Raw genomic sequence first — 18,982 nt, 5'->3', positions numbered from 1 at the left:
GAGCCACGGCTGGCTGCTGATGGCTTCCTGCGCGCTGGCGAGCCTGGGCGCGCAGGCCGCGGGCCATTTCGACGTCGACGACGCGGGCACGCTCGATCCCGGCCAGTGCCAGTACGAGACCTGGTGGGGTCGCACCGGCGTGGAGCCGGTCACGGGTTTTCACATCGGGCCCTCATGCAGGGTGGGACCTGTCGAGCTGGGGCTGAACGTCGAACGGCTTTCGGTGCAGCGCGTTCACTCGATCACCGCCGGTCCGCAGCTCAAATGGACCTTCCTGGGGCAAGCCGGAGACGCGCCGCTCAGCGCGGCCGTGTCGATGGGCACCGTGTCTGATCTGCGGCGCGGCGGCCGCATGGGCGGGCAGTTCGTGGTGCCGCTGACCTGGCGGCCGACCGGCAGCCTGCAGGTCCATGCGAACCTCGGCGCCGACTGGGCGCTCGGCACCGGAGTGCGTACGCCACGCGGTGGCCTGGCTGCCGAGTGGGCCTTGACCGATGTCGTGTCGCTGATCGCCGAGCGCAATCGCGCCTCGGGTGCCTGGACCTCGCGCGTGGGCGGCCGCTTCAGCCTCACGCCGCTGATCAGCGTGGACATCAGCGCCTCGCGCACCCGGCCGGTGGGCGGGCGCGGCGTGACCGGCTTTGTGGTCGGCCTGAACCACGAGTTCAGCTGGAAGTGAGCCGAGGTACTTAGCGCAGATAGCGCTGAATGCGCTTCTCGTCCTCCGCCAGCTGCAGGCGCATGAGCGAGAGAAAGTCGCGCGCCGTCGCCGAGAGCACCTTGCCGGCCGGCAGGGCCAGGATGCAGGTGAAGTGCACGTCGATCGACAGCCGGCGCACCACCAGCCCGCGCTCCGCGTAGTCGAGCGCGGTGATCGGATTGACCAGCCCCACGCCCAGGCCGCGCAGCGCCATCTCGCACACGCTGGCCGCATAGGGCGTCTGCACCAGCACGCGCAGCGCCACGCCGTACGGTGCGAGCGCCGCCTCGAGCCGCTGGTGCGAAGGGTCTTCGGGGTTGAGTGCGAGAAAGGGCGCTTCCGCCAGTTGCTCCGGCTTGATGGTCTTGAAGCGGGCGAGCGCATGGCCCTCGGGCATCACCACCACGCCGGGAAAGCGCGAGAAGGTCGAGTGGTCGATGCCTTCGAGCGAGAGCTCGTCGGCCATGAGCCCGAAGTCGGAGATGCCCATCGCCACCCGGTCGCGCACGTCCTTGGAGCTGAGCACCTGCAGCGACACCTGCGGCCAGGGGCTCGCGCCGCGGTGCGCCTTCAGACGGGCGAGGGCGCGGGGCATGAAGCCCAGGCCGTAGGCGGGAAAGCAACTGAGTTCCAGTTGCGTGAGGCCGAAGTCCCGCAGGCTGCGCACGCGATGCTCGATGGCGTCCATGCCGATGAACACGCGCTCCACCTCGATCCACAGCGCGCGCGCCTCGGGCGTGGGCACCAGCCGCCCGCCCGTGCGCTGGAAGAGCAGCATGCCCGCCTGCGCTTCGAGCCGCTTGAGAGACTGGCTGATGGCGGGCTGCGTCACATGCAGCAGGGCGGCTGCCTTGCGGGTGGAGCTGCCGCGCATCAGGGCCCGGAACGTCTCGATTTCGGCGAATCGCATCGATGGCCACCGATAAGTTTATTTATCGATTGAGTATCTGGAGGTGCGTAATTTTATTTCCGAATGCATAAGATTTGGGCACAACTTCCAACCCGCCCTCCCCGTGACGCCCTCGCCAGTTCTGGACTTCAAGTTCGCCGCCTTGCCCGCGGACCCCTCGGCCCATCATTCGGCGAACGCCACGCCTTCCGCCCTGGCCCGGGCGCTCAAGCCGGTGCGCAATCCGCGCCTGAGGGGGTTGCAGTGCCTGCGCTGCGATGCGCTCTACCCGGTCACGCTGGCGCACGACGGCTGCCCCGCCTGCAAGAAGGCTGGCTTTCATGTCGCCTTGCGCGCCAGCTACCTGCCTGACCTCGCGGCGGATGGCCCCGATGCGATTCCCATGCCCTACGCGCCGGGTTTCACCCTGGGCGAAGGCCAGACGCCGATGCAGGAGATGCCGGAGTTGGCCCGGCATTTCGACGTCGCGCGGCTCGGCCTCAAGGACGAATCGAGCAACCCCACCGGCTCCCACAAGGACCGCATGACGGCGGTGGGCGTGGCGCAGGCGCTGGACTTCGGCGCCCACACGCTGGTGCTCGCGTCGTCGGGCAATGCGGCGGTGTCGGCGGCGCACTACGCGTGGGCTGCGGGCCTGCGCTGCGAGGTGGCGACCTATGAAGGCATGCCGGCCACCTACACGCGCCAACTCGATGCGCTGGGCGCGCGGCGCTATGTGTTCGCCGACAACGCCGGCCGCTGGGCGTTCGTGCGCGAGCGCTCGCAGTACCCTGGCTACTTCGCGCTGACCAACTACCGCCTGCCCGCGCTCGGCAGCGCGCCGCTGGCCATCGAGGGCTACAAGACCATCGCCACCGAATGCGTGGCCGACGCCGGCCTGCCGGACCACATCGTGATTCCCACCGCGCGCGGCGATCTCGCCTGGGGCATCTACGCGGGCTTTCGCGACCTGCTGGCCGCGGGGCGCATTCCGCGCCTGCCGCGGCTGTGGCTGGTGGAGCCGTTCCCGCGCCTCGCGCGCGTGTTCGCGGGTGGCGCAATCAACGGCAGCTACCCCGGCCACACCGCGCAGTTCTCGACAGCGGGCGCCACCGTGACCTACCTGCAGTGGCAGGCCGCCACGGCCACGGGCGGCGGTGCGGTGGTGGTGAACGACGACGAAGCGCGCGCGGCGCGGCGGCTGCTCACGGCGGCCGGCGTGAGCGCCGAACTGTGTGCGGCCGGCGGCCTGGCCGCGCTGCGGCAACTGCGCGAGAGCGGCGCCATCGCCGCCGACGCGCATGTGGTGCTGATGCTCACGGCCAACGCGTCGAGCGATCCGAGCTGGCCCGACCCGGCCGTCTGACCTCCGAAGGAACCCTCATGCCGACGATTCATCGCCGGGCCTTTCTGGCCGCCGGCTGCACAACCCTGCTCGCCGCCGTGCAACCCGCGTGGGCGGGCTACCCCGAACGGCCCATCAAGCTCGTCGTGCCCTGGGCCGCGGGCGGCAGCACCGATGCCATCGCACGCGCCATGGCGCAGCGCATGGGCCAGACCATCGGCAGCCCGGTGATCGTCGACAACCGGCCCGGCGCGGCCGGCATGATCGGCACCGATGCGGCCGCCAAGGCGGCGCCCGACGGCTACACCATCGCCATCGTCGAGTTGCCGCATGCGATCGCGCCGGCGGTGACGGCCAAGTTGCCCTACGACCTGCTGCGCGACTTCACACCCGTGACCATGATCGGCACCTCGCCGCTGGTGTTCTTCGCGGGCATGGACGAGGACAGCAAGGACTTCAAGACCTTCATCAAGTCGGCCGCCGCCAAGCAGGCACCGCCCGCCATCGCGCACAGCGGCGCGGGCACCGTGAGCCATCTCGCGGCTGAGATGCTCGCGAGCCGCACCAAGATCCGTTTCAACATGGTCCCGTACAAGGGCTCCGCGCCGGCGCTGACCGACGTGGCGGCCGGCACGGTGGCCGGCCACTTCGCGACGCTGGCCAGCGGCTCCAGCCTTGCGGGCGGCAACAGGATCCGTCCGTTGCTCGTCACGAGCACGCAGCGCGTGAACATCGCCGGCCTGCAGAACGTGCCTGCGCTGGCGGAGAACAGCCTCAAGGGCATGGAGATCGACCAGTGGTGGGCCTTGGTCGCGCCGGCCACCACGCCGCTCGAGGTGATCGAGAAGCTGCGCCGGGAAGCCATTGCGGCGCTCGAGCATCCGTCGGTGAAGGAGCGGATGTCGGTGCTCGGCGTGCAGATGAAGGGCTCGACGCCGGACGAGCTGCGCGCGTTCCTCCGCTTGGAAGCCGAGCGCTGGCAGAAGGTGGCGCGCGAGGTCGGCCTGCAGCCGCAATAAGCCGCGCGCTATTTCGCGTCGCTGTACACGGTGGCGCGCGAGACGCCCATGTGCGCCGCGGCAATCTCGGCCCCGCGGCGGATCTCCAGGAAGCCGGCTTTCTTCAGTTCCTGCACGAGCTGCTTGCGATCCGCAGGCTTGAGCGACCGCGAACTGGTGGCACGTGACGCGGCGAATTCGTCGATGCGCGCGTGAATGCGCTCCGAATGGCCTGCGCCGGTGTCGAGGCTCTCGTGGACCTCCCGCTCGTCGATGCGCGTGAACTGCGAGATCGCGCCCTGGAAGCTCTGGAACAGCGTGAGGTCGACGTTCAGGCACAGCGCGGCCACGTACTCGCCGCTTTCGTCCTTCACGCCGATGGAGGTGCTCTTGACCTTGCGGCCGTCGGAAAAGGTGTTGGCGTAGTTCGCGATCACCGCCGGGTATTCCGGATCTCGGATACGGGCAAGGCCGAGCTCGGTGACCGATTGCCCCACCTGCCGCCCGCTCAGGTTGTTCTCGATCGCGTAGATCGCGTTCTTCGGATTGCTCAGGTCGTGCACCACGACTTCGCAGAAGGGCGCAAAGGTTTCACCAAGGCCTTCGGCCATGTTGCGCAGCATCTCCAGGAGCTGCTTGTTGGACTTCTTCTTCATGCCGGGGAATGTATCCAGGTCTGGACGAAGAATCCAAACTATACGGAAAGTCCATATTTAGATATATTATCCAAACCCAGAAAGATCCTCCAGGAGAGCCGCGCATGACACGCCAGGAACCCGCACGCTATATCGATCCCCGCACCGGCCGCTATCACGACCTCTCGGAACGCCGTTGGCGCTCCGACGACGGCAATCCGATGATGGTGACGCCGCTGTCCGGCATCGCCCGCGACGACATCGATTCGCGTGAGCGCTCGGCGTGGCGCTACCGGGCGGCGCTGCCGCTGGCAATCGACCAGCCCGCGAGCATGGGCGAAGGCTGTACACCACTGGTACAGAAGCGCTGGGGCGGGTTCGAGCCGCACTTCAAGCTCGAGTGGTTCAACCCGACCTGCAGCTTCAAGGACCGCGGCGCGTCCGTGATGATTTCGTTTCTGCGCCAACTGGGCGTCGACGCGGTGCTGGAAGACAGCTCGGGCAATGGCGGCGCGGCCATCGCGGCTGCAGGCGCTGCGGCGGGCATCAAGGTCAAGGTGCTTGCTCCCAGCCACACGCCGGCGCCGAAGGTGGCGCAGATCCGCGCGTTCGGGGCCGAGGTGCAGCTCGTGCCGGGGCCGCGCGAGGAGTCCGAATACGAAGCGGTGCGCCAGTCGGAATCGATCTTCTATGCGAGCCACAACTGGCATCCGTTCTTTTTGCAGGGCACGAAGACGCTGGCCTATGAACTCTGGGAAGACCTGGGCTTTGCCGCACCCGACAACGTGGTGATTCCTGCCGGCGCGGGCAGCAATGTGCTCGGGTGCTGGATCGGCTTCAAGGAGCTGCTGGCCGCGGGGCAGATCGCGAAGCTGCCGCGGATCTTCGTGGCGCAGCCGCTGAACTGCTCGCCGGTGGATGCGAGCTTTGTCGCGGGTGTCGACACGCTGGTCGACCGCATCGTGAAGCCGACGATCGCCGAAGGTACGGCCATCAAGCGGCCCGTTCGGTTGCAGGAAATTCTTCAGGCGTTGCGCGAGACGAACGGCAAGACGGTGGCGCTGACCGAAGAGCAGATCGCAGCGGCCGTGCGCCGGCTCGCTTCGACGGGCCTCTATGCCGAGCCGACGTCCGCGACGGCTGCGGCGGCCATCGATGTGCTGGCGCAGCGGGGCGACATCCGGGCCAGCGAAACCACGGTCGTGCTGCTGACCGGCACCGGATTGAAGTCGACGCAGTTCATGACCGAACTGTTCGGCGGCGCTGCCGGCTGAGGCTGAGCTACCAGGGCCAAGCCAGGCGCGTGCCTGTGCCCGTGGCGGCTGCGCGTTCATGAAGCAGGCGCGCGACGGTCAGGTCCTGGAGCGCGAGGCCGGTCATGTCGAACACGGTGATGTCGCCCGCGGCGCGCTCGAATGAAGTCTTGCCGCTCAGCAGGTCACCCAGTTCGGTGCTTGCCGTATCGGGGACCCATTGGGTTTCGCCGATCTGCTGCGCCTGCGTGCGGTCGTCGACGAAGAGGCGCACGCGCGGCAGCAGGCCTTCAGGCAGTTCGCGCTTGCCTCGCGTGTCGGCGCCGACGCAGTTCAGGTGCGTGCCGGGTTGCACAGCTTCGAGATCGAACAGCGCACCGCCGCCTGGCGTCGCGGTGATCACGATGTCGCTCTCTGCGACCGCGGCGTTGCGGTCGGTGGCGGGCGCGATGTTGCAGCGGGCCGCGAAGTTGTCTTCGAACGCGGCATTGCGCTGTCCGCCAGTCCCCACGTAGCGCACTTCGTGCAGCGAGGGCAGCAGGCGCAAGGCGAAGTCGAGCTGGATGCGCGCCTGCACGCCGGAGCCGAAGATGCACAGCCGCGTGCTGTCGGGCCGCGCCAGTTGCTGCAGGCCGAGCCCGCCTGCCGCGCCGGTGCGCACGGTCGTGATCGCATTGCCGTCGATCACGCACAGCGGCCGGCCCGTGGCGGGGTCGATCAGGAGGATCGTCGCTTGGTGCGGCTCGCCGCCGCGCTGCCGGTTGGCAGGCCAGAAGCCGGCCGCCTTGAAGCCGAGCAGGCCCTGCGCCTGCACGTCGCCCGACTTGATGCCGAACACGCCGCCCGTGGAGAGCGGCTCGCGCACGACCGGGAAGACGCGGCCTTCACGGTCGCTGTGGAGGACGAAGGCCTCGCGCACGGCATGAAGCACGTCATCGGGGGAGAGGAGGGCGTTGACCTGGTGCTTGTCGAGCAGCAGGAGAAGTGCGTCGGCGGGCGACGTGGAGGGTGTCATCTGGAAATATTATCTACTTCCAGACAAAAAATCAATTCAAAGCGCCGGCCAGTCGATCAGCGCCCCGTGTGCACCTTGATGCGGATCGTCGCGACGTCCCAGCCCCTGTTCTTGAGCCGCGTCACGAGCATCGGCGCGAGCTGGCGCAGCTTGGCGGCTGCGGCGCTGCCTTTCACCAGCAGGCACCACACGTCGCCCTCGGCAGGCCCCGCCTGCACGGCGCCGCGCATGGCCGGCGGAATCAGTCCTTCCACGGCTTTCAGGCGTTCGGCGCTGTCGCGCGCGCGCGCCATCAGGCCGCCCAGCGTGGGCGAGCCTTCTGCAGCCTGGTGCAGGCTGATGGCGGGGGCGAGGCGGCGATACATGAGTAATCCTGAGGACAGAAACAAGACAGCTAAAATGCCCGGTTTGCCGGCGTTCGTGCCGGAAAAAAGGCTGCTCGGGGCCGAACTTGATTTCGAAACGAGCGCGCCCAACTGCTTTCACCATATCTTAGGGAATCCGGTCGCAGTGCCTGTCGTGTCAGGCGCCCGCCCATCTCCACCCAATGGCAACCAACTTCCTGACCCAGATCTTCGGCAGCCGCAACGACCGGCTCCTCAAGCAGTATCGCAAGACGGTGGAACGCATCAATGCGCTCGAACCCGAGTTCGAGAAGCTCAGTGACGACGCACTGCGCGCCAAGACGCAGGAGTTCAAGGACCGGGTGGCCAAGGGCGAAACCCTCGACGCCCTGCTGCCGGAGGCCTTCGCCACGGTGCGCGAAGGCTCCAAGCGCATCATGAAGATGCGCCACTTCGACGTCCAACTGCTCGGCGGCATGGCGCTGCACAACGGCAAGATCTCCGAAATGCGCACCGGCGAAGGCAAGACGCTGACCGCCACGCTGCCGGTGTACCTGAATGCGCTGTCGGGCAAGGGCGTGCACGTGGTCACGGTGAACGACTACCTGGCCAGCCGCGACGCCAAGTGGATGGGCCGGCTCTACAACTTCCTGGGTCTCACGGTGGGCATCAACCTGCCGCAGATGCCGCGCGAGGAAAAGCAGGAAGCCTACGGCAGCGACATCACGTACGGCACCAACAACGAATACGGCTTCGACTACCTGCGTGACAACATGGTGTACGAGCCGGGCGACCGGGTCCAGCGCCTGCTGAACTTCGCGATCGTCGACGAGGTGGACTCGATCCTGATCGACGAAGCCCGCACCCCGCTGATCATCAGCGGCCAGGCCGAAGACCACACCGACCTCTATCTCGCCATCAACAAGGTGGTGCCGCTGCTGAAAAAGCAGGAAGGCGAAGCCGACCCCCGCACGGGCGAAGGCGTCACGGTGCCCGGCGACTTCACGGTCGACGAGAAGACGCACCAGGTGTTCCTGACCGAAGACGGCCACGAGAACGCCGAGCGTATCCTGGGTGAGTTCAAGCTGCTGCCTGAAGGCGCGTCGCTCTACGACCCGGCCAACATCACGCTGATGCACCACCTGACGGCGGCGCTGCGCGCACGCCACCTGTACCACCGCGACCAGCACTACGTGGTCCAGCAGGGCGAAGTGACCATCGTCGACGAGTTCACCGGCCGCCTCATGACGGGCCGCCGCTGGAGCGACGGCCTGCACCAGGCCGTGGAGGCCAAGGAAGGCGTCGAGATCCAGGCCGAGAACCAGACGATGGCCTCGATCACCTTCCAGAACTACTTCCGCCTGTACGGCAAGCTGGCCGGCATGACCGGCACGGCCGACACCGAGGCCTACGAGTTCCAGGAAATCTACGGTCTCGAGACGGTCATCATTCCGCCCAACCGCATCAGCAAGCGCGAAGACCAGCTCGATCGCGTCTACAAGACGACGCGCGAGAAGTACGAGGCAGCGATCCAGGACATCCGCGAGTGCTACGAGCGCGGCCAGCCGGTGCTGGTGGGCACCTCGTCCATCGAGAACTCCGAAATCATCGACGGCCTGCTCACGCAGGCGGGCCTGCCGCACCAGGTGCTGAACGCCAAGCAGCATGCGCGCGAAGCCGACATCGTGGCGCAGGCCGGCCGCACGAAGATGATCACCATCGCGACCAACATGGCCGGCCGCGGTACCGACATCGTGCTGGGCGGCAACATCGAGAAGATGATCGAGGCCATCGAGAACGACGAAGGCCGCGACGAAGCGACCAAGCAGGCCGACATCGCGCATGTGCGCGAGGAGTGGACCAAGGACCACGAATTCGTCAAGTCGCTCGGCGGCCTGCGCATCATTGCCACCGAACGTCACGAATCGCGCCGCATCGACAACCAGCTGCGCGGCCGTTCGGGCCGTCAGGGCGACCCGGGCTCCTCGCGCTTCTACCTGAGCCTGGACGATCCGCTGATGCGCATCTTCGCGGGCGACCGCGTGAAGGCGATCATGGACCGCCTGAAGATGCCCGACGGCGAGGCCATCGAAGCGGGCATCGTCACGCGCAGCATCGAGAGCGCGCAGCGCAAGGTCGAGGCGCGCAACTTCGACATCCGCAAGCAGCTGCTCGAATACGACGACGTCTCGAACGACCAGCGCAAGGTGATCTACCAGCAGCGCAACGACATCCTCGACGCGGCCGACCTCACGGCGCAGATCGCTGCGCTGCGCGAAGGCTGCTTCATGGACCTGGTGCGCCAGTACGTGCCGGCCGAATCGGTCGAGGAGCAGTGGGACCTGGAAGGCCTGGAGAAGACGCTCTTCACCGAGTGGGGCCTGGACATGCCGCTCAAGAAGGAGGTCGAGGCTTCGGATGCGATCTCCGACGAGGACGTGCTCGAGAAGGTGGTCAAGGCCGCCAACGAGACCTTCGACGCCAAGCTGGCGCTGATTGGCCAGGAGAACTTCACCCAGTTCGAACGCATGGTGCTGCTGCAGAGCATCGACACCCACTGGCGCGAACACCTGGCCTCGCTCGACTACCTGCGCCAGGGCATCCATCTGCGCGGCTATGCGCAAAAGCAGCCCAAGCAGGAATACAAGCGCGAGGCTTTCGAGCTCTTCGGCCAGTTGCTCGACTCGGTGAAGAACGAAGTTACCCGCCAGCTCATGACGGTGCGCGTGCAATCGGGCGAGCAGCTCGAGGAAGCCGCCGAAGCGATGGAAAGCCGTGGCGAGAACGTGGCCAACATCACTTACTCCGCGCCGACCGAGACCGGCGAGGTCGAGGTGCGTGTGGACGAGGAAAGCCAGCGCCGCCTTGCGGCCGTCGGTACCGGTGCCCTGAGCGCCGAGGCTGCCGCCTTTGCCCGCGTCGGCCGCAACGACCCGTGCCCCTGCGGCAGCGGCAAGAAATACAAGCAGTGCCACGGCAAGCTGAGCTGACGTCCCGAACCCTTCATTGAGAGAACCCCATGCCCGTGAACCTGTCCGCCCCTGATCCCGCCGCCTTGTTCGCGGTGCCCGGCGTCCGCATCGGCGTGGCCGAAGCGGGCGTGCGAAAGGCCAACCGCAAGGACCTGACCGTCGTGCTGATCGACGAAGGCTCGGCGGTCGGTGGGGTGTTCACCCAGAACCGTTTCTGCGCAGCGCCGGTGCAGGTCTGCCGCGATCACCTGGCCGCCAACTACGGCATCCGCGCGATGGTGATCAACACCGGCAACGCCAACGCCGGCACAGGCGAAGACGGCCTGATGCGCACGCGCTCCACCTGCATCGCGCTCGCACGCAAGCTGGAGATCGCACCCGAGCAGATCCTGCCGTTCTCCACCGGCGTGATCATGGAGCCGCTGCCGGTGGACCGCATCGAAGCGGGCCTGCCCGCAGCGCTCGCCGACGCTTCGGAAAACCATTGGGCACGTGCCGCCGAAGGCATCATGACCACCGACACGATCCCCAAGGCGTTCAGCCAGAAGGTCCAGATCGGCGGCGCCACCGTCACCATCACCGGTATCAGCAAGGGCGCCGGCATGATCCGCCCGAACATGGCGACGATGCTCGGCTTCATGGCGACCGACGCGAAGATCGATCCGTCGCTGATCCAGCCGCTGGCCAAACTCCTGGCCGACGCCTCGTTCAACCGCGTGACCATCGACGGCGACACCTCGACCAACGACTCGTTCGTCGTCATTGCCACGCAGAAGGCGGCGCACGCGACCATCACCTCGCTCGAATCTGCCGACGGCCAGGCGCTCGTAGCGGCCATGCAGGATGTGGCGCGCCTCCTGGCGCAGGCCATCGTGCGCGACGGCGAAGGCGCGACCAAGTTCATCACCATCCAGGTCGAAGGCGGGCGCGATGCCGCCGAGTGCAAGCAGGTCGCGTACGCGATCGCGCATTCGCCGCTGGTCAAGACCGCGTTCTACGCCAGCGACCCGAACCTGGGCCGTATCCTGGCGGCGGTCGGCTATGCAGGCATTGCCGACCTCGACCAGACCGGCATCGACCTGTTCCTGGACGACGTGCACGTGGCGGTCAAGGGTGGGCGCAACCCGTCGTACCGCGAGGAAGACGGCCAGCGCGTGATGAAGCAGAGCGAGATCACGGTGCGCGTCGGCCTTGGGCGCGGCACGGCGAGTGAGACCGTCTGGACCTGCGATTTCAGCCACGAATACGTGACCATCAACGCCGACTACCGGTCATGAACGAGCAGTTCCAGAAGCTGATCGAGCGCGCCGAACAGCTCATTACCCGCATCGAATCGATCCTGCCGCAGCCGCTGTCGGCGCCGGCGGACTGGAACGCCTCCATCGCCTGGCGCTACCGTCGCCGCAACTCCGGCCATGGCGTGCTGGAACCGGTCAAGCACGTGGCCACGATGGCGCTCGATTCGCTCAAGGAAATCGACGTCCAGAAGGAAAAGATCGAGCGCAACACGCGCCAGTTCGTCGAAGGCAAGCCGGCCAACAACGTGCTGCTGACGGGCGCGCGCGGCACGGGCAAGTCGTCGCTGATCCGCGCCTGCCTGCAGGCCTATGCGCCGCAGGGGCTGCGTCTCATCGAGGTCGACAAGGCCGAGCTGGTCGACCTGCCCGACATCGTCGAGGTGGTCTCGCAGCGTCCCGAGAAGTTCATCGTCTTCAGCGACGACCTGAGCTTCGACGAGGGCGAGCCGGGGTACAAGGCGCTCAAGTCGATCCTGGACGGGTCGATTGCGGCATCGACGCCCAATGTGCTGATCTACGCGACCAGCAACCGGCGCCACCTGCTGCCCGAGTACATGAAGGAAAACCTCACGTACACCCACACCGAGGATGGCGAGGTGCATCCGGGCGAGGTGATCGAGGAAAAGATTTCGCTGTCCGAGCGCTTCGGCCTCTGGGTGAGCTTCTATCCCTTCAGCCAGAACGAATACCTGACGATCGTGGGGCAGTGGCTCTCGTCGTTCGGCGTCGATGCGGCCGCCATCGCGGCGGCGCGGCCCGAGGCGCTGGTCTGGGCGCTGGAGCGCGGTTCGCGCAGCGGCCGCGTGGCCTACCAGTTCGCCCGCGACTACGCGGGGCGGAGCAACGCGTGAGTGCACAAGAGAACGGCGCGCGCAAGCACACCGAGGTCGCGGTCGGCGTGTTGATCCGCCTGGCCGACGACGCGCTGCTGCTCTCGACCCGGCCCGAAGGCAAGGCCTACGCAGGCTACTGGGAGTTTCCGGGCGGCAAGATCGAACTTGGTGAAACCGTCGAAGAGGCCCTGCGCCGCGAGCTGCAGGAAGAACTCGGCATCACCATCGAGGGCGCCTCGGTCTGGAAGGTCACCGAGCACGACTACCCGCATGCGCTGGTGCGCCTGCACTGGTGCAAGGTGACCGCCTGGAGCGGCGAGTTCGAGATGCGCGAAGGCCAGGCGATGGCGTGGCAGCAACTGCCGCTCGACGTGGCACCGGTGCTGCCGGGCGCGCTGCCGGTGCTCGAATGGCTGGTGCAGGAGCGCGGCCTGCCCGCGTCGGCGGCGCTGGCCGTCTCGACGCTGGCCTGATGCGGGCGTCCGGCCGGCACATCGGCCGGGCATCGCCCGAGGCCTGAATCCGAAGATGCATCCCAAGTACCGCCCCGACATCGACGGCCTGCGCGCCGTCGCCGTCGCGTCGGTGCTGGCCTTCCACGCGTTTCCCGACGCGCTGCCGGGCGGCTTCATCGGCGTCGACATCTTCTTCGTGATCTCGGGCTTCCTGATCACGACGATCATCATGCAGAGCCACGCGGCGAGCGACTTCAGCTACCGCGACTTCTATGCGCGCCGCATCCGGCGGATTTTTCCGGCGCTGATGCTGGTGCTGGCGGCGACGCTGGCCTTCGGCTGGTATGCGCTGCTGCCGCGAGAGTTTGCCGAGCTCGGCAAGCAGGCGGCGGGCGGTGCGGCCTTCGTGGCCAACTTCATCTTTTGGGGCGAGTCGGGGTACTTCGATACCGCGGCCGAGACCAAGCCGCTGCTGCACCTGTGGTCGCTGGGTATCGAGGAGCAGTTCTACATTTTCTGGCCGCTGCTGCTGGGCGTGGCGTGGCGGCGGCGCTGGCCGATCGTGCGGCTGCTGTGGGTGGTGGCGGTGGTGTCGTTCCTTGTCAACGTGACGACGGTGCATCCGTTCCGCGAGGCGGCGTTCTACTCGCCGGCCTCGCGTTTCTGGGAGCTGATGGTGGGCGGCATCCTGGCGTGCATGCGGCTCAGGCCCGTCGCGCCGAGCGCGTGGCGCAGCCATCTCCAGTCGGTGCTCGGCGTGGGGCTGATCGTGCTGGGGCTCGTGATGACGCGCAGCGACAAGGCCTTCCCGGGCTGGTGGGCGCTGCTGCCGACGCTGGGGGCGGTGAGCTGCATTGCGGCCGGGCCGGGCGGGGTGCTGAACAAGTACCTGCTGTCGAACCGGGTAATGGTGTGGATTGGCCTCATCAGCTATCCGCTCTACCTGTGGCACTGGCCGCTGCTGGTGTATGCGCGGATCGTGGAAGAGGGCAACCCGTCGGCATGGGTACGCGCGGGTGCGGTGGTTGCGAGCGTCTTGCTGGCGTGGGCCACCTACCGGTTTCTCGAGCAGTTCACCCGGGCGCGCACGAGCGTCGGCATGTTGCGTGCGTTGGCCGGTTCGGGCGTGGCGGTGGCGCTGGTCGGCGTGCTGGCGCTGGGCGGCATGCCGCCGCGCAACGGCAGCGACCTGCTGCGCAAGGTGACCGATGCCACCGTGGACGACAACTACTACGACGGCTTCAAGCAAGAGAAGCTGGGAGCGCACAAGGTCGAGCGCACCGGCAACGGCGCACGCAAGGTGCTGTTGATCGGCGACAGCCATGTGCAGCAGTACGCGCCGCGCGCATTGGAGCTCGCGCGCAGCGCGCCCGGGCAGATGGCCACGACATACTTCGCGACCTATGGCGCCTGCCCGCCGGTGCCAGGGGTGCTGTCCGATGGCAATGAGGGTTGCGACAAGGCGCGCACCGGCATGCTGGAGCTGGCGCTCGATCCGCGGATCGACACGGTCGTCGTCGGTGCCTGCTGGAACTGCTACTTCACCGGGAATTTCCCACTGGCCTTCTATTTCCGGGAAGGGGCAGCGACCTATCCGATCAACAACGGTGGACCGGGCCTCGGGCGTTCGCTCGACGCGCTTGAAAAGCTGTTGACGACGCTGGTCCAGAGCAAGAAGAAGGTGTATCTGCTGCTGGACAACGCGCGCAGCGTGGAGTTCGAGCCGCGCCGGCTGATCGAAGGCAGCCGCATGGGCCGGATGACGGCGCTGACCAGCACCACCACGGGCCCGTTGCCGCCCGAGCAGGAGCAACTCAACGAGCGGCTCAAGCGCATTGCCGCATCGAGCGGCGCGGAGGCCATCGACGTGCTGGCGCAACTTTGCCAATCGGGCGAATGCGTGCGGTCCATGCCCGATGGCACACCGGTCTACAAGGACCGCGAACACCTGCGGCCCTTCTACGCGCGGGAGCACGCGGGCTATCTGGACAAGGTGTTTCTCGGGGACGGCGGCCGCTAAAGCGGCAGCACTCTACTGAAGCTTGGGATCGCCGAACGGATCGTCGTCGGGCGGCGCCTCGGCCGGCATCCGGAATTCTTCGCTGGCCCAGGCGCCCAGATCGACGCCCTTGCAGCGTGCGCTGCAGAAGGGCCGATAGGGGTTGGAAGGCGCGTAGACACTGTCGCCGCCACAACTGGGGCAACGGACGATCCGCTCGCCTTTGTCGTTCACCTTCCCCGTCATGCGCAGAGTGTCAATTCAAAAGGCGCGTCTTCCGTGCTCTGGTGCAAACGGTCGTCTGCCTCGTGCCGCATGAGCCGGACCGAAACCATCAGGCGATTGCCGCTGATTTCGGGAACCAATTCCAGCCGGGGATCGATGCGCAGCCGCAGCAGCTGGAAGCTGCGTCCCTGCGGCAGGTTCTGCTGGAACTGCCCGTTCGTGGCGATGACCTTGTAGGGCACATCCGCGTCGCGCAGCAGCTTGAGCAAGAGGTAGATGGAAGAGGCCAGCGGCGAGAGCGTGTTCGACCAACGCTCCAGGTCCGCGCGGCGGCTCGCCGGCGTGCGGTGCTGCCAGGCGAAATAGGCGGGCAGGTCGAACTCGCAGGTGCCGCCCGGAATGCCGGCACGGCTGCGGATGCTCATGAGCCACTCGTTTTCCGTCAGCGCCTGGCCGGCCTTGCCGGCAACGCCGTTGAGTGCGGCGAAGTTGCCCTCGAGCTGGCCGACCACCTGGTCGAGCACCGTTTCGGCAATGGCTGGATTGCCCCGGTAGCTGTTGAAGACGTTCTTGTGCTTGTCGAGATCTCGCAGCACATCGGCCTTGAGGTCGGCGCGCGCCGCCACGTCCATGATCTCGAAGATCGTGATCAGGGCGTAGTGGTGGGAGAGCGGCGATTCCGAGGGCACCAGTTCTCCGAGGCGACGGAACAGGTGTTCCAGCCTCAGGTAGGTGCGGATGCGCTCGTTGAAGGGGTACTCGTAAAGGATCACGCGTGTTTATCGGTTTCCTGTCGCGGGATCATAACTTCAGGGTGATTTGGAAGGGGGCGTCGGCAGCACTTCGCGCACAGCCGCCAGCATGCGGTCGCCGAGCAGGAGCTGTCCGTGCATCGACATGTGAGTGTCGTTCGAGAAATAGAAATCGCGAACCTGGGTGTGTTTCTCGCGTGTAAAAGCGTAGAGGTCGGGGCCCGTCAGCTTCGATTCGCGGAAGCCCGCCTCGAAATCCTTCGAGTAGTCGGGCTTCAGGTACACCGTGGTCTTGTTGGGGATCACCATCCACATGATCGGGATGGCGGTGTGCGCCTGGGTGAAGTTCTTCATCCACTCCAGGTGCGCGAGGGTCAGCGGGCCGTTGTCCTCGTCTTCGGCAAAGAACGGCATCTTGTCGCACGCGTGGTGCGAGAAGTACTTGCAGCCGTTGGGCACTGGGCGCACCCAGGTGTTCCAGTCGAAGTAGGTGTCGGTTGCAGACTTTTTCGCTTTCCAGGTGTTGTAGTAGGTGGTCACGCCGGTCATGAACTGGACGTTCCAGTTGGGCGCGGGGTCGGGCACGGTCTCGTCCGGCTTGACGAGGGGATGCGGCATGGCGTCGTAGGGCATGCGCATCTTCTGGCACTTCATGCTGTCCTTGGTGCGGTCGCCCAGCAGGCGCTCGACGCTCTCGATGATGATCAGCTTGCCCTTGAAGCCCGAGCGCTGGATCCATTGGTCGAAGTCGCCGCACAGCGCGTTCTCGTACTGGCCCCAGTAACTGGTCGAGACGCGGTAGCCGGCCGCGACGAGCTTGGACTGCCAGCGGAAGGTCATGGAGAAGCTGTCGCCGATGACCATGATGTCGGCCTGATCGACCGGCGTTCCCTTGAGCAATGCGGGGTCGACCTTGGGCGGGGGCGCGGTCCAGCCGAACTCGCGCTCGGACAGGCGCCCGATCCGCGTGAGGTCTCCGTAGGGAATGGGGCTGGTCAGCGAAACGATCCACAGCCCCATCAGCACGATGTAGCCGATGAAGAAGAACCGCAGCCAGACTTTCGCGGGCATCGTCATGTCGAATCAGAATTGGAAGTAGAGGAACGGGCTGTAGTTGCCCAGCTTCGAGACGCACCACGCGAACAGCGCGAAGGTGCCGATGGCCAAGAGGGCGGTGGAGAGCCACGCCATGACCGGTCGGCCTGCGAGGGCCTTCGGATGCGGAATCCAGCGCTCCAGCGTGATGGTGGGCGGCAGCGCCAGGCAGATGACGATGCCGACCAGCAGGGTCTGGAAGAACTCGGGCTTGCGGAACGGAACCGGGCCCAGCTCGCTGAACGCCGACGGCGGTGCGCCGTGCAGGCCGAGCATGCCCTTGTAGATCGCCATGGCCGTGTGCATGCCATCGGCGCGGAAGACGATCCAGGCCACCACCACACAGAGGAAGGTGAGGAACCAGCCGAGCACCCGGGCGATGCGGCCGGGCGTGGCATTGCGCCGCACCTTGGCATTCCAGAGGTGGTTGATCATCAGGAAGATGCCGTGCAGGGCGCCCCAGATCACGAAGGTCCACGCGGCGCCGTGCCACAGGCCGCCCAGCAGCATCGTGAGGAACAGGTTCAGGTAGCGCCGGGCCGGGCCCTTGCGGTTGCCGCCCAGCGGCACGTAGAGGTAGTCGCGCAGGAACGTCGACAGCGAGATGTGCCAGCGGCGCCAGAACTCGATGATGTTGGTCGACTTGTAGGGCGAGCGGAAGTTGAGCGGCAGCTGCACGCCCAGGCACAGCGACAGGCCGACGGCCATGTCCGAGTAGCCCGAGAAGTCGAAATAGATCTGCAGCGTGTAGGCCAGCGCACCGAACCAGGCGGTGTAGAGCGTGGGCTCGATGCCTTTGTGCACGCCGTTGAACATCATGTCGGCGTACTGGCCCAGCGGGTCGGCGATCAGGAGTTTCTTGGCAAGGCCGAAGACAAAGATCGCGATGCCGATCGCTACCTTGTTCGGGTCGAGCCGGTAGGTGGCGCTGTTCGCGAACTGCGGCATCATCTGCGCGTGATGCAGCACGGGGCCCGCGATCAGGTGCGGGAAGTAGGTCACGAACAGCAGGTAGTGGACGAAGCTGCGCTCGTGCACCTTGCCCTGCCAGCAGTCGACCAGGAAGGCGATCTGCGTGAAGGTATAGAAGGAGATGCCGATCGGCAGCACGATGTGCACCAGCTCGATCGGCGTGAGGCCCGCCGCGACCAGGCCGGCGTCGACGTTCTCCAGGAAAAAGTTGGCGTACTTGAAGACGGCCAGCACGCCCAGGTTGACCACCAGTGCACTGATCAGCAGCGTCTTGCGCTTGCGGTCGTTGCGGCCCGGCGCGGGCGACAGTTGCAGTCCGAACCAGTAGTTGACGCAGATGGAGCCCAGCAGCAGCGGCAGAGCCTGCACGCTCCACCAGCCGTAGAAAAAGAGCGAAGCCAGTGCGAGGAAGCCGGCGGCGGCGCGGGCGTTGCGCTTGCCGATCAGGAAGAACCCGATCAGGACCAACGGGAAAAAGACAAAAATGAAGGGATACGAGTTGAAAAGCATCTCGGGGAGGGCACTGCGGCGAGCGCCTTTTTGTCGTAATCGTTATGCGGCCGCGGCAGCGGCAGGTCTCGGATTATCGCGTGGTGGCCGCAGCCCACAGCTTCCAGAGACCCTGCACTTCGATTTCGAGTTCCGCGAGCGTCAATGACTCGTTGTAAATCACCGCATCGGCGGCCGCCCGGCGCGTCTTGCGCGGCGCCTGCTGGGCGATCACCGCGTTGACGGCATCGGGCGTCCAGCCCGAGCGCGCGACGACGCGCTGGAGCTGCGTGGCCTCGGTGGCATCGACCACCAGCACCCGGTCAACGATGGCGCGCCAGCGTCCGGATTCGACGAGAAGCGGCACGTCGAAGACCACGACGGCGTCTTCGCCCGCGGCCGCAGCCTGGCGTTGGGTTTCCGTGCCGATCAGCGGATGCAGGATGGATTCGAGCCGGAGCTTGGCGCCCGCATCGGCGAACACGATCTGGCGCATGGCGGCTCTGTCGAGGCCCCCGTCCGGAGCGATGACGCTGCGGCCGAAGGCGGCCTCGAGCGCAGGCATAGCGATACCACCGGCCTGCGCGATGCTGCGTGCGATCGCATCGGTGTCGACCAGCACGGCGCCCTGGGCAACCAGCAGCCCGGCAACGGTGCTCTTGCCGCTGCCAATGCCGCCCGTCAGGCCGATGCGCCGAACCATGCCCGGATTC

At 66.6% G+C, this 18,982-nt stretch carries 18 protein-coding genes; 9 read left to right on the top strand and 9 right to left on the bottom strand.

Features of this window, described 5'->3' with window-relative positions; genetic code table 11:
* Positions 1–19 precede the first annotated feature (19 nt).
* On the top strand, positions 20–679 hold the full coding sequence (locus ACSFA7_RS25955) for a hypothetical protein (RefSeq protein ID WP_435502013.1): 660 nt from the start codon (positions 20–22) through the stop codon (positions 677–679).
* Positions 680–689: 10 nt separating this feature from the next.
* Here the strand turns inward: ACSFA7_RS25955 and ACSFA7_RS25950 are convergent, their stop codons facing one another.
* Entirely contained in the window at positions 690–1,610 is a 921-nt protein-coding gene (locus ACSFA7_RS25950; RefSeq protein ID WP_435502012.1) for a LysR substrate-binding domain-containing protein, read from the bottom strand.
* A gap of 103 nt (positions 1,611–1,713) precedes the next feature.
* On the opposite strand from ACSFA7_RS25950, the gene ACSFA7_RS25945 reads away from it, so the two are divergent.
* Positions 1,714–2,955: a pyridoxal-phosphate dependent enzyme gene (locus ACSFA7_RS25945; RefSeq protein ID WP_435502011.1), complete on the top strand. Its 1,242-nt coding sequence runs from the start codon at positions 1,714–1,716 to the stop codon at positions 2,953–2,955.
* A gap of 17 nt (positions 2,956–2,972) precedes the next feature.
* Positions 2,973–3,953 (top strand): Bug family tripartite tricarboxylate transporter substrate binding protein, encoded by a 981-nt coding sequence (locus ACSFA7_RS25940; protein WP_435502010.1) that lies wholly within the window; start codon positions 2,973–2,975, stop codon positions 3,951–3,953.
* Positions 3,954–3,961: 8 nt separating this feature from the next.
* Here ACSFA7_RS25940 and ACSFA7_RS25935 read toward each other — a convergent pair whose 3' ends face one another.
* Positions 3,962–4,588 (bottom strand): helix-turn-helix transcriptional regulator, encoded by a 627-nt coding sequence (locus tag ACSFA7_RS25935; RefSeq protein WP_435502009.1) that lies wholly within the window; start codon positions 4,586–4,588, stop codon positions 3,962–3,964.
* Between the two features lie 104 nt (positions 4,589–4,692).
* Here ACSFA7_RS25935 and ACSFA7_RS25930 point away from each other — a divergent pair, with 104 nt between their 5' ends.
* Positions 4,693–5,841, top strand: coding sequence for a threonine synthase (locus ACSFA7_RS25930; protein ID WP_435502008.1), 1,149 nt, complete (start codon positions 4,693–4,695; stop codon positions 5,839–5,841).
* 7 nt (positions 5,842–5,848) lie between these two features.
* Here ACSFA7_RS25930 and ACSFA7_RS25925 read toward each other — a convergent pair whose 3' ends face one another.
* Together ACSFA7_RS25925 and ACSFA7_RS25920 are read right to left on the bottom strand one after the other, a co-directional pair.
* Positions 5,849–6,835, bottom strand: a complete 987-nt coding sequence (locus tag ACSFA7_RS25925) for an ornithine cyclodeaminase family protein (protein WP_435502007.1) — start codon at positions 6,833–6,835, stop codon at positions 5,849–5,851.
* Positions 6,836–6,891: 56 nt separating this feature from the next.
* Positions 6,892–7,200 (bottom strand): hypothetical protein, encoded by a 309-nt coding sequence (locus tag ACSFA7_RS25920; protein WP_013543214.1) that lies wholly within the window; start codon positions 7,198–7,200, stop codon positions 6,892–6,894.
* Between the two features lie 182 nt (positions 7,201–7,382).
* Here ACSFA7_RS25920 and secA point away from each other — a divergent pair, with 182 nt between their 5' ends.
* From secA to ACSFA7_RS25895, 5 genes are read left to right on the top strand one after another with little or no spacing between them, the layout of a single operon-like run.
* Positions 7,383–10,169: a preprotein translocase subunit SecA gene (secA, locus tag ACSFA7_RS25915; protein ID WP_435502006.1), complete on the top strand. Its 2,787-nt coding sequence runs from the start codon at positions 7,383–7,385 to the stop codon at positions 10,167–10,169.
* A gap of 29 nt (positions 10,170–10,198) precedes the next feature.
* Positions 10,199–11,428 carry a bifunctional glutamate N-acetyltransferase/amino-acid acetyltransferase ArgJ gene (gene argJ / locus ACSFA7_RS25910; RefSeq protein WP_435502005.1) on the top strand — a complete coding sequence of 410 codons (1,230 nt, stop codon included), beginning with the start codon at positions 10,199–10,201 and terminating at the stop codon, positions 11,426–11,428.
* Positions 11,425–12,300: an ATP-binding protein gene (locus ACSFA7_RS25905; protein ID WP_435502004.1), complete on the top strand. Its 876-nt coding sequence runs from the start codon at positions 11,425–11,427 to the stop codon at positions 12,298–12,300. The genes argJ and ACSFA7_RS25905 overlap by 4 nt, the downstream gene beginning before the upstream one ends.
* Positions 12,297–12,755 (top strand): (deoxy)nucleoside triphosphate pyrophosphohydrolase, encoded by a 459-nt coding sequence (locus ACSFA7_RS25900; RefSeq protein ID WP_435502003.1) that lies wholly within the window; start codon positions 12,297–12,299, stop codon positions 12,753–12,755. The genes ACSFA7_RS25905 and ACSFA7_RS25900 overlap by 4 nt, the downstream gene beginning before the upstream one ends.
* A gap of 55 nt (positions 12,756–12,810) precedes the next feature.
* A complete protein-coding gene (locus ACSFA7_RS25895) occupies positions 12,811–14,757 on the top strand; it encodes an acyltransferase family protein (protein ID WP_435502002.1) in 1,947 nt (648 codons plus the stop codon).
* Between the two features lie 12 nt (positions 14,758–14,769).
* On the opposite strand, the gene ACSFA7_RS25890 is transcribed toward ACSFA7_RS25895, so the two are convergent.
* The 5 genes from ACSFA7_RS25890 to coaE all read right to left on the bottom strand — a co-directional run bounded on the left by ACSFA7_RS25890 (position 14,770) and on the right by coaE (position 18,972).
* The gene (locus ACSFA7_RS25890; protein ID WP_206175210.1) at positions 14,770–14,982 is read right to left on the bottom strand and encodes a DNA gyrase inhibitor YacG; all 213 of its coding nucleotides are present in this window, start codon (positions 14,980–14,982) and stop codon (positions 14,770–14,772) included.
* Entirely contained in the window at positions 14,979–15,734 is a 756-nt protein-coding gene (gene zapD / locus ACSFA7_RS25885; protein WP_435502001.1) for a cell division protein ZapD, read from the bottom strand. Before zapD ends, ACSFA7_RS25890 begins: the two co-directional genes overlap by 4 nt.
* Before the next feature lie 36 nt (positions 15,735–15,770).
* The gene (locus ACSFA7_RS25880) at positions 15,771–16,784 is read right to left on the bottom strand and encodes an alginate O-acetyltransferase AlgX-related protein (RefSeq protein ID WP_435502000.1); all 1,014 of its coding nucleotides are present in this window, start codon (positions 16,782–16,784) and stop codon (positions 15,771–15,773) included.
* Between the two features lie 12 nt (positions 16,785–16,796).
* Positions 16,797–18,290 (bottom strand): MBOAT family O-acyltransferase, encoded by a 1,494-nt coding sequence (locus ACSFA7_RS25875; RefSeq protein ID WP_435501999.1) that lies wholly within the window; start codon positions 18,288–18,290, stop codon positions 16,797–16,799.
* A gap of 73 nt (positions 18,291–18,363) precedes the next feature.
* On the bottom strand, positions 18,364–18,972 hold the full coding sequence (gene coaE / locus ACSFA7_RS25870) for a dephospho-CoA kinase (RefSeq protein ID WP_435501998.1): 609 nt from the start codon (positions 18,970–18,972) through the stop codon (positions 18,364–18,366).
* Between the last annotated feature and the right edge of the window lie 10 nt (positions 18,973–18,982).

The sequence above is a fragment of the Variovorax trehalosi genome (assembly GCF_051216415.1).
In the GTDB taxonomy this organism is placed as follows: Bacteria; Pseudomonadota; Gammaproteobacteria; order Burkholderiales; family Burkholderiaceae_C; genus Variovorax.
The sequence above is the reverse complement of the archived record's forward strand: the minus strand, read 5'-3'. Positions and strand labels throughout refer to the sequence as shown.

Bases quoted from the DNA above. Each gene is read 5' to 3' on its own strand.
- ACSFA7_RS25950 (WP_435502012.1), bottom strand. From the start codon at position 1,610: ATGCGATTCGCCGAAATCGAGACGTTCCGGGCCCTGATGCGCGGCAGC.
- coaE (WP_435501998.1), bottom strand. From the start codon at position 18,972: ATGGTTCGGCGCATCGGCCTGACGGGCGGCATTGGCAGCGGCAAGAGC.
- ACSFA7_RS25880 (WP_435502000.1), bottom strand. From the start codon at position 16,784: ATGCCCGCGAAAGTCTGGCTGCGGTTCTTCTTCATCGGCTACATCGTG.
- secA (WP_435502006.1), top strand. From the start codon at position 7,383: ATGGCAACCAACTTCCTGACCCAGATCTTCGGCAGCCGCAACGACCGG.
- ACSFA7_RS25940 (WP_435502010.1), top strand. From the start codon at position 2,973: ATGCCGACGATTCATCGCCGGGCCTTTCTGGCCGCCGGCTGCACAACC.
- ACSFA7_RS25875 (WP_435501999.1), bottom strand. From the start codon at position 18,290: ATGCTTTTCAACTCGTATCCCTTCATTTTTGTCTTTTTCCCGTTGGTC.
- ACSFA7_RS25935 (WP_435502009.1), bottom strand. From the start codon at position 4,588: ATGAAGAAGAAGTCCAACAAGCAGCTCCTGGAGATGCTGCGCAACATG.
- ACSFA7_RS25890 (WP_206175210.1), bottom strand. From the start codon at position 14,982: ATGACGGGGAAGGTGAACGACAAAGGCGAGCGGATCGTCCGTTGCCCC.
- ACSFA7_RS25930 (WP_435502008.1), top strand. From the start codon at position 4,693: ATGACACGCCAGGAACCCGCACGCTATATCGATCCCCGCACCGGCCGC.
- ACSFA7_RS25920 (WP_013543214.1), bottom strand. From the start codon at position 7,200: ATGTATCGCCGCCTCGCCCCCGCCATCAGCCTGCACCAGGCTGCAGAA.
- ACSFA7_RS25895 (WP_435502002.1), top strand. From the start codon at position 12,811: ATGCATCCCAAGTACCGCCCCGACATCGACGGCCTGCGCGCCGTCGCC.
- ACSFA7_RS25925 (WP_435502007.1), bottom strand. From the start codon at position 6,835: ATGACACCCTCCACGTCGCCCGCCGACGCACTTCTCCTGCTGCTCGAC.
- ACSFA7_RS25905 (WP_435502004.1), top strand. From the start codon at position 11,425: ATGAACGAGCAGTTCCAGAAGCTGATCGAGCGCGCCGAACAGCTCATT.
- argJ (WP_435502005.1), top strand. From the start codon at position 10,199: ATGCCCGTGAACCTGTCCGCCCCTGATCCCGCCGCCTTGTTCGCGGTG.
- ACSFA7_RS25955 (WP_435502013.1), top strand. From the start codon at position 20: ATGGCTTCCTGCGCGCTGGCGAGCCTGGGCGCGCAGGCCGCGGGCCAT.